11 protein-coding genes are annotated in these 12908 nt (G+C 71.3%); 8 read left to right on the top strand and 3 right to left on the bottom strand.

What is annotated here, in order from left to right:
• Positions 1–33 precede the first annotated feature (33 nt).
• Complete coding sequence (gene mce, locus DPQ65_RS09505; RefSeq protein ID WP_114907118.1) at positions 34–522, bottom strand: methylmalonyl-CoA epimerase; 489 nt, start codon at positions 520–522, stop codon at positions 34–36.
• A 143-nt stretch (positions 523–665) separates the two neighbouring features.
• Here mce and DPQ65_RS09500 point away from each other — a divergent pair, with 143 nt between their 5' ends.
• The 7 genes from DPQ65_RS09500 (at position 666) to DPQ65_RS09470 (ending at position 9519) form a co-directional block, all read left to right on the top strand.
• Positions 666–2222 carry an amidohydrolase gene (locus tag DPQ65_RS09500; protein WP_114907117.1) on the top strand — a complete coding sequence of 519 codons (1557 nt, stop codon included), beginning with the start codon at positions 666–668 and terminating at the stop codon, positions 2220–2222.
• 78 nt (positions 2223–2300) lie between these two features.
• Positions 2301–3533, top strand: coding sequence for an acetyl-CoA C-acetyltransferase (locus DPQ65_RS09495; protein ID WP_114907116.1), 1233 nt, complete (start codon positions 2301–2303; stop codon positions 3531–3533).
• A gap of 80 nt (positions 3534–3613) precedes the next feature.
• Positions 3614–4570, top strand: coding sequence for a methylmalonyl Co-A mutase-associated GTPase MeaB (meaB, locus tag DPQ65_RS09490; RefSeq protein WP_114907115.1), 957 nt, complete (start codon positions 3614–3616; stop codon positions 4568–4570).
• 424 nt (positions 4571–4994) lie between these two features.
• A complete protein-coding gene (locus DPQ65_RS09485; protein ID WP_114907114.1) occupies positions 4995–5549 on the top strand; it encodes a GNAT family N-acetyltransferase in 555 nt (184 codons plus the stop codon).
• Between the two features lie 11 nt (positions 5550–5560).
• Entirely contained in the window at positions 5561–6376 is an 816-nt protein-coding gene (locus DPQ65_RS09480) for a DUF1353 domain-containing protein (protein ID WP_114907113.1), read from the top strand.
• Between the two features lie 42 nt (positions 6377–6418).
• The gene (locus tag DPQ65_RS09475) at positions 6419–8167 is read left to right on the top strand and encodes a coenzyme B12-dependent isobutyryl-CoA mutase large subunit (protein ID WP_114907112.1); all 1749 of its coding nucleotides are present in this window, start codon (positions 6419–6421) and stop codon (positions 8165–8167) included.
• 131 nt (positions 8168–8298) lie between these two features.
• Positions 8299–9519, top strand: coding sequence for a hypothetical protein (locus DPQ65_RS09470; protein WP_114907111.1), 1221 nt, complete (start codon positions 8299–8301; stop codon positions 9517–9519).
• A 113-nt stretch (positions 9520–9632) separates the two neighbouring features.
• Here DPQ65_RS09470 and DPQ65_RS09465 read toward each other — a convergent pair whose 3' ends face one another.
• Complete coding sequence (locus DPQ65_RS09465) at positions 9633–10100, bottom strand: nuclear transport factor 2 family protein (RefSeq protein ID WP_114907110.1); 468 nt, start codon at positions 10098–10100, stop codon at positions 9633–9635.
• A 53-nt stretch (positions 10101–10153) separates the two neighbouring features.
• Between DPQ65_RS09465 and DPQ65_RS09460 the strand changes: the two genes are divergently transcribed.
• Positions 10154–11158: a tetratricopeptide repeat protein gene (locus tag DPQ65_RS09460; RefSeq protein WP_114907109.1), complete on the top strand. Its 1005-nt coding sequence runs from the start codon at positions 10154–10156 to the stop codon at positions 11156–11158.
• 109 nt (positions 11159–11267) lie between these two features.
• Here DPQ65_RS09460 and pgm read toward each other — a convergent pair whose 3' ends face one another.
• Entirely contained in the window at positions 11268–12908 is a 1641-nt protein-coding gene (gene pgm, locus DPQ65_RS09455) for a phosphoglucomutase (alpha-D-glucose-1,6-bisphosphate-dependent) (protein ID WP_114907108.1), read from the bottom strand.

Raw genomic sequence — 12908 nt, 5'->3', positions numbered from 1 at the left:
GCTGTGGCTTCTCCCTCGCTCACCGGCCCATCATCACCCATGAGGAGTGGGTCCACCATCAGCCGCACCGGAACCGACCGCCGGCTCGACCAGCTCGACCAGCACGCCACCGGTGTCCTTGGGGTGGACGAAGTTGATCCTGCTGCCGCCGGTGCCGCGCCGGGGGCCGTCAAAGAGCAGCCGCAGCCCGCGCTCCCGCAGCACCGCCGAGACCGCCTCGACATCCGCCACCCGGTAGGCGAGCTGCTGCAGGCCCGGCCCGGAACGGTCGATGAACTTCGCGATCGTCGACTCGGGGGACAGCGGCGCGAGCAGTTGGAGCAGTGCCGATCCCTCGGGTGCCCCGGGGGCACCGACCATCGCCTCGCGCACCCCCTGCTCCTCATTGGTCTCCTCGTGCAACACGACGAGGCCGAGCACGTCCCGGTGGAAGGCGATGGCCTCGTCGAGATCGGGCACGGCGATCCCCACGTGGTCGATGGCGAGCAGCAGCGGGGTCACGGAGTCGGGCAGGCCAGTCATGCACCGAGCCTACCGATCGGCGGCGACAGACCTGCCCACACCGCACCGACCAGCTCGTATGCGGAGGGGCCGGCCGAGCCCGGCCCGCGCCACGCAGCGGGGTGGTGCGTGATCCGGGGCGGGCCTGGCCTTAGCGTGCAGTCATGACCGATCTGTTGGTGCGCGCGGTGCGTCCCGTGCCACTGGACCGAGACGCTCCCGGAGGGACCTCGGGAAGCCAGCCACTCGACATACTCATCCGGGGCGGCCAGGTGGCCGCGGTCGGGACGGACCTGCCCGACGCGGGCGTGCCCGAGCTGCGGGGGGAGGGGCGCTGGGTGGTGCCCGGCCTGTGGGACCAGCACGTCCACATGGTCCAGTGGGCCCTGGTGCGCTCCCGGCTCGACGTCTCCGGGACCAACGGCGTGGAGCAGGTCGTGGACCGAGTGCGGGCCGCGCTGGACACGACCGAGTCACCCGGTCCCGACCACGCGCTGACGGCTCCGCTGATCGGCTGGGGCCACCGCACCGCCGGCTGGGCCCGCCAGCCCACCGTGGCCGACCTGGACGCGGTCAGCCCCCGTCGGCCCGTGGTGCTGATCTCAGGCGACGGTCACCACGGGTGGCTCAACTCCTCGGCCCTGCGCCTGCTGGACTGCCCACCCCGGGAGGGCGTGGTCTCCGAGAACGAGTGGTTCGACGCCTATGACCGGCTGGGCTCCTTGCCGGGAGCTGCGGATCAGGCGGAGGCCGCTGTCCTGGAGGCGATCACGGCCGCCCGGGCGCAGGGCGTGGTGGGCATCGTGGACCTGGAGTTCAGCCCGGCCTGGGACCTGTGGCCGGCACGGATGGCGGCACGGGGGCCGTTCCGGGTGCGTACCGGCGTCTATGCCAGTCGTCTGGGCGAGATCACCGCGCGTGGTTGGGCGACCGGCGACCCGCTCCCCGGCACCGACGGGTGGGCCCGGATGGGTGCGCTCAAGATCATCTCGGACGGCTCGCTCAACACCCGGACCGCCTGGTGCTGCGACCCCTACGCGGACTCCGAGGACCTCGCCGACCCCCACGGCCTGCCCAACTTCACCCAGGACGAGCTGACCCAGCTGGTCGGCACGGCCCACGCGCACGGCCTGGAGACGGCGCTGCACGCGATCGGTGACCGTGCCGTCCGGCAGGCCCTGGATGTCTTTCGCGCCACCGGAGCCACGGGGTCCGTCGAGCACGCCCAGCTCGTGGCGCCCGGCGACGTGCCGCACTGGGCGGGCCTGCCGGTGCGGGCCAGCATCCAGCCGGCGCACCTGATCGACGACCGCGCGGCCACGGAGCACTGCTGGCCCGACCGCACCCGCAACGCCTTCGCCTACCGCCCGCTCCTGGAGGCCGGCATCCCTCTCACCCTGGGGTCGGACGCCCCGGTCGCACCCCTCGACCCGTGGCTGGCCATGGCCGCCGCGGTGTGGCGCGGGCCGGCCGGAGGCGCGGCGTGGCACCCGGAGCTCTCGCTCACCCCCGGGGAGGCGCTCGCCGCCTCGGTCGACGGTCGGCGGCTGACCGTCGGCGAACCGGGGGACCTGGTGCTGCTCAACCAGGACCCGTATGCCGAGGGCGGGCTGCCCGGGGCAGCTCCCGAACCGCTCCGGGCGGCCGAGCAGGCCAGGGTGCTGCGAGAGATGACGGTGGAGGCGACGGTGATCGGGGGTCACCTGGTGCACGGTGGCTAGGCCGTTCGGGTCAGGCGCTGCTGCTCGGTAGGATGGGGACAGGACTGCTGCTCATCACCGAAGTCGTTGGAGGACCCCATGACCGCAACACCTGACGCCCCGCAGACCACCCCGGAAGCGAACGTCTCGGTCATCGTCGCCGGCGCCCGCACCCCGATGGGCCGGATGTCCGGCGGCCTCAAGGACTTCTCCGCGGCCGACCTCGGTGGCTTTGCCATCAAGGGAGCCCTGGAGAAGGCCGGCGTGACCGGTGACCAGGTGGACTACGTGATCATGGGCCAGGTGCTGACCGCCGGTGCCGGCCAGATCCCGGCACGCCAGGCCGCGGTCAAGGGCGGTATCCCGATGGACGTGCCCGCGCTGACCATCAACAAGGTCTGCCTGTCCGGGCTGGACGCCGTGGCCCTGGCCGACCAGTTGATCCGCGCCGGTGAGTTCGACATCGTCGTCGCCGGCGGCCAGGAGTCGATGACCAACGCCCCGCACCTGCTGGAGAAGAGCCGCGCCGGCTTCAAGTACGGCGATGTCACGATGCGCGACCACATGGCCTATGACGGTCTCTGGGATGCCTTCACCGACCAGGCGATGGGCAACCTGACCGAGGACGCCAACGTCGCCGACAAGGCGTTCACCCGCGAGGAGCAGGACGCCTTCTCAGCGCGCAGCCACCAGCTGGCCGCGAAGGCCTGGGAGGACGGCAAGTTCGAGGACGAGGTCGTCACCGTGCAGGTCCCGCAGCGCAAGGGCGACCCGGTCGACTTCCGCACCGACGAGGGCATCCGCGCACAGACCACGACCGAGTCCCTCGGCGCGCTCCGGCCGGCGTTCTCCAAGGACGGCACCATCACCGCTGGCAGCGCCTCGCAGATCTCTGACGGGGCCGCGGCCGTCGTCGTGATGAGCAAGGCCAAGGCGCAGGAGCTGGGGTTGACCTGGCTGGCGGAGGTCGGGGCGCACGGGGTCGTCGCCGGCCCCGACTCGACCCTGCAGAGCCAGCCGGCCAACGCGATCGTCGCGGCGTGCAAGAAGGGCGGCATCGAGCCGGCCGACCTGGATGTGGTCGAGATCAATGAGGCCTTCGCCGCGGTCGGCCTGGCCTCCACCAAGGAGCTGGGCCTGGACCCCGAGCGGGTCAACCCCAACGGCGGCGCCATCGCGCTCGGCCACCCCATCGGCATGTCCGGCGCCCGCCTGGTGCTGACCCTCGCCCTGGAGCTCCAGCGGCGCGGTGGTGGCACCGGAGCCGCGGCCCTGTGCGGTGGCGGCGGCCAGGGCGATGCCCTGATCGTGCGCGTGCCCGCCCGGTCCTGAGCCCTCGCGCCCCGTCGGGGCGCTGGTGAGAACGTCCTGCCCCGGTGGGGGCTCGGTTGGTGAACGGGTTCAGGAGGACCATGTCGCGGCGTGAGGTTGATGTCTCCAGCCTGGTCGAGCAGGCCAGAGCCGGGTCGGCGCGAGCCGTGGCCCGGCTCATCACGCTCGTCGAGAACGACCATCCCGCGCTGCGGGAGGTGATGGCCGCCCTGGCGCCGCACACCGGGCACGCCCACATCATCGGGCTCACCGGCAGCCCCGGCGTCGGCAAGTCCACCAGCACGTCCATGCTGGTCAGCGGTCTCCGCGGCCGTGGGCTACGGGTGGGGGTGCTCGCCGTGGACCCGTCCTCCCCGTTCTCGGGCGGGGCGCTGCTCGGAGACCGCATCCGGATGACCGACCACGTGCTCGACCCCGAGGTCTACATCCGCTCCATGGCTAGCCGCGGCCATCTCGGCGGGCTGTCCTGGAGCACGCCACAGGCCCTGCGCGTGCTGGACGCGGCCGGGTGCGACGTCGTCCTGCTCGAGACCGTCGGCGTGGGACAGAGTGAGGTGGAGGTCGCCGGTCTGGCCGACACCACCCTGGTGCTGCTGGCCCCCGGTATGGGGGACGGTGTGCAGGCAGCCAAGGCCGGCATCCTGGAGATCGGCGACGTCTTCGTGGTCAACAAGGCAGACCGGGAGGGCGCGGACAACACCGTCCGCGAGATCCGGCACATGATCAGCCTGGGGGACCGCACCGAGCCCGGGCTGTGGCGTCCGCCGGTGCTCAAGACCGTCGCCGACCGGAACGAGGGGCTGGACGAGGTGCTCGAGGCGCTCGACAAGCACCGCGACTGGATGGCCGACGGGGAGCTGCACCAGCGCAGGGTGCGCCGCGCGGGTGCCGAGATCGAGGCGATCGCTGTCGCGCACCTGCGCGAGCGCATGGGTGACCTCGGACGCGGGGACGACATCACCACGGCGGCCGAGCAGGTCGTCGCCGGTGACACCGACCCCTACGCGGCCGCCGACCGAGTCGTCGCCGCCCTCTGAACGCGTCGTCGCCCCCTCTGAACGGTTCAGCCAGCCCGGCACGTGCCCGGGTCCTACCCAGGGTCTCGCCAGGTGGTGGGTAGAAGTCGTCCCCGTGCCCGGGTCCTGCCCAGGGTCTCGCCCGGTGGTGGGTAGTAGTCGTCCCCGTGCCCGGGTCCTGCCCAGGGTCTCGCCCGGTGGTGGGTAGTAGTCGTCCCCGTGCCCGGGTCCTGCCCAGGGTCTCGCCCGGTGGTGGGTAGTAGTCGTCCCCGTGCCCGGGTCCTGCCCAGGGTCTCGCCAGGCGGTGGGTAGAAGTCGTCTCCGTGCCCGTGACCCGGTGGTGCGCCTCCCGGGCGGGGCTTCCCGGTCCTGGCCATCACGGGCCCGGTGTCGGGGTGCGGGCGGAGCCGTAGCCACCGTCGGTGATCCGTCGTAGGTTAGGCGCATGGCTGAGGAGGAGTCGGCATACCTGATCCGTCCGCCCCGCGGGGAGGACGTCGAGGCGCTGGGCGCGGTGCACTGCCGGGTGTGGCAGGAAGCGTATGTCGGGCTGATGGACGAGGAGGCCTTTGCCGCCTTGACACCGGAGCGCTTCGCGCAGACCTGGGGACGGCGGTTGCGCCCGGAGGAGGGCGTCGCGGAGGCCGATCAGAATCCCAACCTCCTGCGCGACGGACACAGCGCCCGTGGTGAGCAGGTGGCGGTCGCCGAGCACGACGGGGAACTGGTCGGCTTCATCAGCGTCGGCCCGGCCCGTGACGAGGACGCCCCGACCGACACCCAGCTGTGGGCGATCAACGTGGTCTCCGACCACCTCGGCACCGGGGTGGCCCAGCAGCTGCTGAGCCGGGTCCTGGCCGACCGCCCCGCCTACCTGTGGGTGGCGGACGGCAATGACCGGGCCATCCGCTTCTACGAGCGCAACAGCTTCCGCCTCGACGGTGCACAGACCACTGACCGGGACGACGGGCTGGTCGAGCTGCGCATGGTGCGGCGCTAGGCCGCGGTGCCATGGGCGAGTTCTTCGACGCCGAGCAGGGCGGGCCACTGCGCCTCGAGCTGCGCAGCATCGACGGCCGCGACTTCACGCTGCTGCGCCAGATCGCCTTCCGGAGCGACCACTACGCCGAGTGCTTCGTGGTGCCCGCGGACCTGCGGCATTTCCGGACCGACCTGGCCTCGGTGCCCGCCCTGTTCACCTGGTTGGTGCCCAAGAGTGGCGACTTCCTGCCGGCGGCGGTGCTGCACGACGCGCTGGTCCGACCCGGTGCCTTCCTCGGTCCGGACACCGACCGCGATGGGCAGCCGTTCGCCCGCCCCGAGGCTGACCGCATCTTCCGCGAGGCGATGGTCGGGCTGGGCACGGGGACGGTGCGCGCCTGGCTGATGTGGTCCGCGGTCACCCTGAGCACGATCTGGCACGCGGGCCGGGTTCTGCCCCGCGCGCTGCTGGTCGGGGTGCTCGGCGCGGTGCTGCTGCTCGGCGTCCTGGCCACCCTCGACTTCTTCGACCTGATCAACGTCCTGCCCTGGATGGGCGGGGCCGACACCCGCTGGTGGTGGGAGCTGCTCGGGGGAGCGGCCGGAGCCGTCGTGGTCCCGGCCCTGCTCGGCCTCTCCTGGGGGCGCTTCCGGGCGGCTGGCATCATCACCGGCGTCGCACTGGCCTTCCTGCTCCACGTCACGGTCGTGCTCGCCGCGCTGGTGCTGGGTTACCACCTCGTCGAGCGGATCGTCAGCGGCCCGGCCGATGAGCAGGGAGTGCGCACCCAGGACAAGACCAGGGCGCAGCAGAGCACGCGCGGTGCGCCTCGGCATACGGTCTGATCGACTCGGAGTTGACGCGACGTCAACCGGTACGCTGCAGGTATGACCGACAGCGTTGTCCCAGACTCCTCCCAGACCTCCGGCCGTGACCGGTGGCGGCAGCGTTATGAGGCTGCGGTCGCCAAGGGTCAGGTGCGGGACGCGGACTTCACGACCCTCTCCGGCATGGAGGTCGACCCCGTCTACGGGCCCAGCCCCGAGGTCGAGGCCGTCGACGAGCGCATGGAGCGCATCAGCTGGCCGGGCGTCTTCCCGTTCACCCGCGGCCTCTACCCGACGGGCTATCGCGGGCGCACCTGGACGATCCGGCAGTTCGCCGGCTTCGGCAACGCCCAGCAGACCAACGAGCGCTACAAGATGATCCTGGCGCGCGGCGGCGGTGGCCTCTCGGTGGCCTTCGACATGCCCACGCTGATGGGCCGCGACTCCGACGAGGCGGTGAGCCGGGGCGAGGTCGGCCACTGCGGTGTGGCCATCGACTCCGCCTCCGACATGGACATCCTGTTCTCCGACATCACGCTGTCCGACGTCACCACCTCGATGACGATCAGCGGGCCCGCCGTGCCGGTCTTCTGCATGTATCTGGTCGCGGCCGAGCGGCAGGGCGTCGACCTCGGCGCCCTCAACGGCACGCTGCAGACGGACATCTTCAAGGAGTACATCGCCCAGAAGGAGTGGCTCTTCCCGCCGGAGCCGCACCTGCGCCTGATCGGCGACCTGATGGAGTACACCAACACCAACATCCCGGCCTACAAGCCGCTGTCGGTCTCCGGGTATCACATCCGCGAGGCGGGGTCGACCGCCGCGCAGGAGCTGGCCTTCACCCTTGCCGACGGCTTTGGCTACGTCGAGCTGGGCCAGTCCCGCGGCATGGACGTCAACCAGTTCGCCCCCGGTCTGTCCTTCTTCTTCGACTCCCACCTCGACTTCTTCGAGGAGATCGCCAAGTTCCGCGCCGCCCGCCGCATCTGGGCCCGTTGGATGCGCGACACCTACGGCGCCACCGACGAGAAGGCGCAGTGGCTGCGCTTCCACACCCAGACCGCGGGCGTCTCCCTCACCGCCCAGCAGCCGCTCAACAACGTGGTGCGCACCGCCGTCGAGGCCTTGGCCGGTGTGCTCGGCGGCACCAACAGCCTGCACACCAACGCCCTCGACGAGACCCTCGCGCTGCCGTCCGAGCAGTCCGCCGAGGTCGCGCTGCGCACCCAGCAGGTTCTGATGGAGGAGACCGGCGTCGTCAACGTCGCCGACCCGCTCGGCGGCTCCTGGTATGTGGAGGCGCTCACCGACAAGATCGAGGCCGAGGCCGAGAAGATCTTCGAGACCATCAGGCGGATGGGCGAGCGGGACCGCACCCCGAACGAGGACGGCACCTACGACCACCCGATCGGACCGATGACCAGCGGCATCCTGCGCGGCATCGAGGAGGGCTGGTTCCAGTCCGAGATCGCCGAGGCGGCCTTCCAGTATCAGGTCTCCCTCGAGAAGGGCGACAAGAAGATCGTCGGCGTCAACGTGCACACCGAGTCGGTCAGCCACGAATTGGAGATCCTGCGCGTCAGCCACGAGGTCGAGCGCGATCAGGTCTCGTTGCTCACCTCGCGTCGCGAGGGACGTGACCTGGGCCGCGTGCAGGCCACCCTGGAGACCATGCTGGCCACGGCCCGCACCGGCGAGAACATGATCCCGAGCATGCTCGAGGCCGTGCGCGCCGAGGCGACCCTGGGCGAGATCTGCAACGCACTGCGCGAGGAGTGGGGCGTCTACCGCGAGCCGGCTCGCTTCTGATCCGTGCTGCCCGGGTGAGATGTCCATCACCCTCTTTCCGTGCGTGGGCGGCGTGAATACCACCCCCGGGTGTGAGCTTCCTGGGACGATGGATTTGGTTGAACCTGCAGTCTGAGGTTTACCATTTCGTTATGAAGTTGCCCCGTACTGCGCTCGCCCTTGCCCTCAGCTCGTCGCTGCTCCTCGCTGCCTGCAGCGGATCCGACGAGCCCGAGGAGAGCACCGACACCTCCTCCACGGCCGCTGACGCCTCCCCCGACACGGGGGAGAGCACCGGTGACGCCGATGCCGCCGATGACTCCGCGGACACCACAGGAGACTCCGCGGACTCGACCGGCGACGCCGACGGGTCCACCGCCGACAATGACGCGGCGAGCACCTCCGCCCCGGCCGGCGACGACAGCGAGAGCACCTCGGCGCCCGGCGACGACGAGGACGCCTCCACCGACGACGGTGTGGTCACCGCCCCCCCGGCCGGTGCCGGGGTCCTCTCGGTCGACGAGGGCCAGGAGATCGTCGACGAGCTGCTGCGCCACGCCGCCAACTCGCAGAATGCGGACGCCGAGGAGGCTGCCGAGCTCAACGAGGCGGCCTTCGTCGGCTCCGAGCTGCGCGCCGCCGTGGCCGCCACCTCGCTGCGCGACATCGGCGTCACCCCGGTCATCGACTACCACCCGACCGGGGCCAACATCCTGGCGATCAGCCGCGAGGACGAGCAGTTCCCGGCCTACATGGTCGTCCAGACCGTCCCGGAGTCCGGCCTGCCCGAACTGCACCTGATGGTGCAGGAGGAGGACGGCGCCGAGTGGCGGATCGGCTGGAGTGCCCCGATGCTGGCCGGCACCGAGGTCGGCACCTTCGACCCGCGCTCCGAGGGCTCCCCCGTGATCCGTGAGGGGCGGGCCGACCTGAGCAACTACCCCAGCTATGTGGTGGACATGCTCTTCCAGATCCTCGACTACCCCTTCGGCGAGGAGCGCCCGGACTTCCGCACGAACAACTACGGCCCCCAGGTCCGTGCGGCCGCCGAGGAGCAGGCCGCCAGCGTCAGCGACCAGGCCGCCCTGAGCCAGGAGCACTCCCTGCGGTCCGGCACGCTGCGCACCATCGAGCTGGCCGACGGGTCGGCGATCATCTTCCCCGTCCTGGAGCGCAAGAGCACCTTCGACGTCAGGGACGGCATGATCCTGGAGCCGCCGGCCGCGTTCGTCCACTTCGCCGAGGACGACACGATCACCGACAGCGCCGAGATGACGACGCTGGTCTTCCTCGCGGTGCACGTCCGCGCGGACGGCGGCGACCCCGAGGTCATCGCCGCCCGTGAGCAGGTCGTCGGCGCCTCCGGCAGCTGACCGTCACGAGTTAGCGGCCTCCTGGCCAGGGCCCTTGCAGGTTCCGGAAGGGTGCGAGAACCCCAACCGAGGGCCGGGAGGCTGGCTCGCCCGACCCACCGGGCTGTGCGTTGCTAGAAGTCCGTCACCAGCCACGCGTCGTCGAAGCGTTCCAGGTTCACCTCGGTCCATACACCCGGCGTGCCCGACGGGTCGCTCAGCCGGATGGTCGCGGTGTCACCGCTCTCCGTCGACTCGAGCACCTCGATATCGGCTGCCTCCTGGGACGTGTCGATCGTCGGGTCGTCGCGCAGCGTGACAGCGAGACTGCCGCAGTCGGCCGCCTCATACTCCTCCAGCACCGGATCGATGAGGGCCGGGGCAGCCAGCGAGCAGAAGCCCTCGACGTCGCCCTCGTAGGTCGCCACGACGAAGTCGTGCGCCACGTCCTGGGCGCTGGCCGGGCGGTTCAGCAGTTGCCAGACAATGATCCCGACGGCGACCAGGCCGAGCGCGATGCCGGCCACGATGACCACTGGGATCACGCTGCGACGGCCGGGCACCGGGGCGGCGGGTTGGCTGATGGAGCCTGGTGAATCCATGGGTCCATCCTGCCGGTTCCGCTCCGCGGCGGGCGACAGGTCACAATAGAGACATGACACAGCCGACCCCTCAGTCGCTCAATGCCGCCCTGCGCGGTGCCGTGGATCTCTCGGCCCTCTCGCGGCCCCCCCAGCAGACGCCATCGGGAGCTGCCGGCGCCGGAGCCCCGGGCGCAGGGGCCACAGCCGGCGCTGCGCCCCAAGGCGCCGAGGGCGTCCTGGTGCAGGGCACCGACGCGGACTTCAACTCCCTGGTGACCGGCTCGATGAACGTGCCGGCCGTGCTGGTGCTCTACACCGACCAGGTCCCCGAGTCGGCACAGTTCGTCCAGACCATGGTCGACGAGGCCGTGGCCCAGGAGGGCCGGTTCCGCGTCATCGCCGTCGACCTGGCGGCCAACCCGGGCATCGTGCAGGCGCTCTCCCCGGTGCTGCAGGAGGCCTTCGGACAGGTCAGCTCGCTGCCGGTGGTGGTCGGTCTGCTGCAGGGTCAGCCGGTGCCGTTCTTCCTCGGCGTGCAGCCCGTGGAGCAGTTGCGCGCCCTGCTGGAGCAGTTCCTGTCGGCCGCCGTCGCCAACGGCGTCTCCGGCCGGGTCGAGGGTGTGGCGGACGCCGCCGCGGCAGGGGAGGATGACGAGCAGGAGCTCCCGCCGCTGCACCAGAAGGCCTACGACGCGATCGACCGGGGCGACCTGGACACCGCGGCACAGGCCTATGAGCAGGCACTTCAGGACAACCCCAAGGACGAGGACGCCCGTCTGGGCCTGGGGCAGGTCGAGCTCCTGCGCCGCACGGCCGGGCTGGACCTCAACACCGTCCGGGACGCGGCTGCGGCGAACCCGACCGATGTGCAGGCCCAGATCCAGGCCAGTGACCTGGACCTGGTCGGCGGGCACGTCGAGGACGCCTTCCTACGTCTCATCGAGCTGGTCCGCAACACCTCCGGCGACGAGCGGGACACCGCCCGCAAGCACCTCCTCGGCCAGTTCGAGGTGGTGGGCGGCACCGACCCGCGTGTCGTCAAGGCGCGTGGCTCGCTGATGAGCGCACTCTTCTAGGTCACGACCCGGCCGGAGCGCTCAGCGGACTCGCCCACGCGGCGGCGCGCCTCGGCATACCGCGTCCTGTCCTCCTGTCCGTGCGAGGAGCCGGCCGGCACCCGGCCAGTCAGCTGCCCAGCGCGGCGTCGACCAGGGCCTGGGCCTCCTGCTGCACCTGCGCCAGGTGCTCGGGCCCCTGGAAGGACTCGGCATAGATCTTGTAGACGTCCTCGGTGCCCGAGGGGCGGGCGGCGAACCAGGCGCTGGCGGTCTGCACCTTCAGCCCCCCGATGGCGGCCCCGTTGCCGGGAGCCTCGGTGAGGGTCGCGGTGATCTCCTCGCCGGCCAGCGAGGTTGCGGTGACGTCGGCGGGGGAGAGCCCCTTGAGCTTCGCCTTCTGCGCGCGGTCGGCGGGGGCGTCGATGCGGGCATAGGCGGGGTCACCGTGCTCAGCGACCAGCTCGGCATACCGCTGAGAGGGGGACTTGCCGGTCACGGCCTGCATCTCGGCGGCCAGCAGCGCCAGGATGATGCCGTCCTTGTCCGTGGACCACACGGAGCCGTCCCGGCGCAGGAAGGAGGCCCCTGCGGACTCCTCGCCGCCAAAGCCGATCGAGCCGTTCAGCAGCCCCGGCACGAACCACTTGAACCCGACCGGCACCTCGACCAGCTCGCGTCCCACGCCCTCGGCCACCCGGTCGATCATCGAGGAGGAGACCAGGGTCTTGCCGATCGCGGCGGTGGCGGGCCAGTCCGGGCGGGCGCCACCGAACAGGTAGTCGATCGCCACGGCGAGGTAGTGGTTGGGGTTCATCAGCCCGCCGTCGGGGGTGACGATGCCGTGCCGGTCGGAGTCGGCGTCATTGCCGGTGCTGATCTGGAACCGGCCGCGGTTCTCGATCAGGCTGGCCATCGCATGGGGGGAGGAGCAGTCCATCCGGATCCTGCCGTCCCAGTCCAGGGTCATGAACCGCCAGGTCGGGTCGACCAGCGGGTTGATGACGGTCAGATCCAGACCGTGGGTCTGGGCGATCGCCGCCCAGTAGTCCACGGCCGCTCCACCCAGCGGGTCGGCGCCGATCCGGATGCCCGCGTCGCGGATCGCCTCGAGGTCGACCACCTCGGGCAGCGCCGCCACGTAGGTGCCCAGGAAGTCGAACTCCTCGGCCGCCTCGCGCGCCTGGACGAACGGCACCCGGCGCACCCCGTCCAGCCCGGTCCGTAGCAGCTCGTTGGCCCGGTCCGCGATCCAGCCGGTCGCGTCGGTGTCGGCTGGCCCACCGTGGGGCGGGTTGTACTTGAAGCCGCCGTCGCGTGGCGGGTTGTGCGACGGGGTGACCACGATGCCGTCGGCCTGCGCCGCCGGGTCGCCGGCGTTGGCCCGCAGGATGGCAACACTCACCGCCGGGGTGGGGGTGTAGCGGTCGTCGCTGTCGACCATGACGTCGACGCCGTTGGCGACCAGCACCTCCAGCGCACTGGCCCAGGCCGGCTCGGAGAGCGCGTGGGTGTCCCGCCCGATGAATAGCGGCCCCTCGGTGCCCTGCCCCGCGCGGTAGTCGCAGATCGCCTGCGTGGTGGCCAGGATGTGGGCCTCGTTGAAGGCCGTGTCGAGCGCGCTGCCCCGGTGCCCGGACGTGCCGAAGGCGACCTGCTGGTCGACCTGCCCCGCGTCGGGCGTGCGGGTGTAGTAGGCCGTCACCAGGTGGGCGACGTCGATCAGGTCCTCCGGCTGCGCGGGCCGGCCGGCGCGCTCGTGGGTGGCCAT

The organism is Ornithinimicrobium murale, from assembly GCF_003352835.1.
Lineage (GTDB): Bacteria > Actinomycetota > Actinomycetes > Actinomycetales > Dermatophilaceae > Ornithinicoccus > Ornithinicoccus muralis.
This window is presented reverse-complemented; position numbering and strand designations above follow the sequence as displayed.

Bases quoted from the DNA above. Each gene is read 5' to 3' on its own strand.
- mce (WP_114907118.1), bottom strand. From the start codon at position 522: ATGACTGGCCTGCCCGACTCCGTGACCCCGCTGCTGCTCGCCATCGAC.
- DPQ65_RS09500 (WP_114907117.1), top strand. From the start codon at position 666: ATGACCGATCTGTTGGTGCGCGCGGTGCGTCCCGTGCCACTGGACCGA.
- DPQ65_RS09495 (WP_114907116.1), top strand. From the start codon at position 2,301: ATGACCGCAACACCTGACGCCCCGCAGACCACCCCGGAAGCGAACGTC.
- meaB (WP_114907115.1), top strand. From the start codon at position 3,614: ATGTCGCGGCGTGAGGTTGATGTCTCCAGCCTGGTCGAGCAGGCCAGA.
- DPQ65_RS09485 (WP_114907114.1), top strand. From the start codon at position 4,995: ATGGCTGAGGAGGAGTCGGCATACCTGATCCGTCCGCCCCGCGGGGAG.
- DPQ65_RS09480 (WP_114907113.1), top strand. From the start codon at position 5,561: ATGGGCGAGTTCTTCGACGCCGAGCAGGGCGGGCCACTGCGCCTCGAG.
- DPQ65_RS09475 (WP_114907112.1), top strand. From the start codon at position 6,419: ATGACCGACAGCGTTGTCCCAGACTCCTCCCAGACCTCCGGCCGTGAC.
- DPQ65_RS09470 (WP_114907111.1), top strand. From the start codon at position 8,299: ATGAAGTTGCCCCGTACTGCGCTCGCCCTTGCCCTCAGCTCGTCGCTG.
- DPQ65_RS09465 (WP_114907110.1), bottom strand. From the start codon at position 10,100: ATGGATTCACCAGGCTCCATCAGCCAACCCGCCGCCCCGGTGCCCGGC.
- DPQ65_RS09460 (WP_114907109.1), top strand. From the start codon at position 10,154: ATGACACAGCCGACCCCTCAGTCGCTCAATGCCGCCCTGCGCGGTGCC.
- pgm (WP_114907108.1), bottom strand. From the start codon at position 12,908: ATGGCCACCCACGAGCGCGCCGGCCGGCCCGCGCAGCCGGAGGACCTG.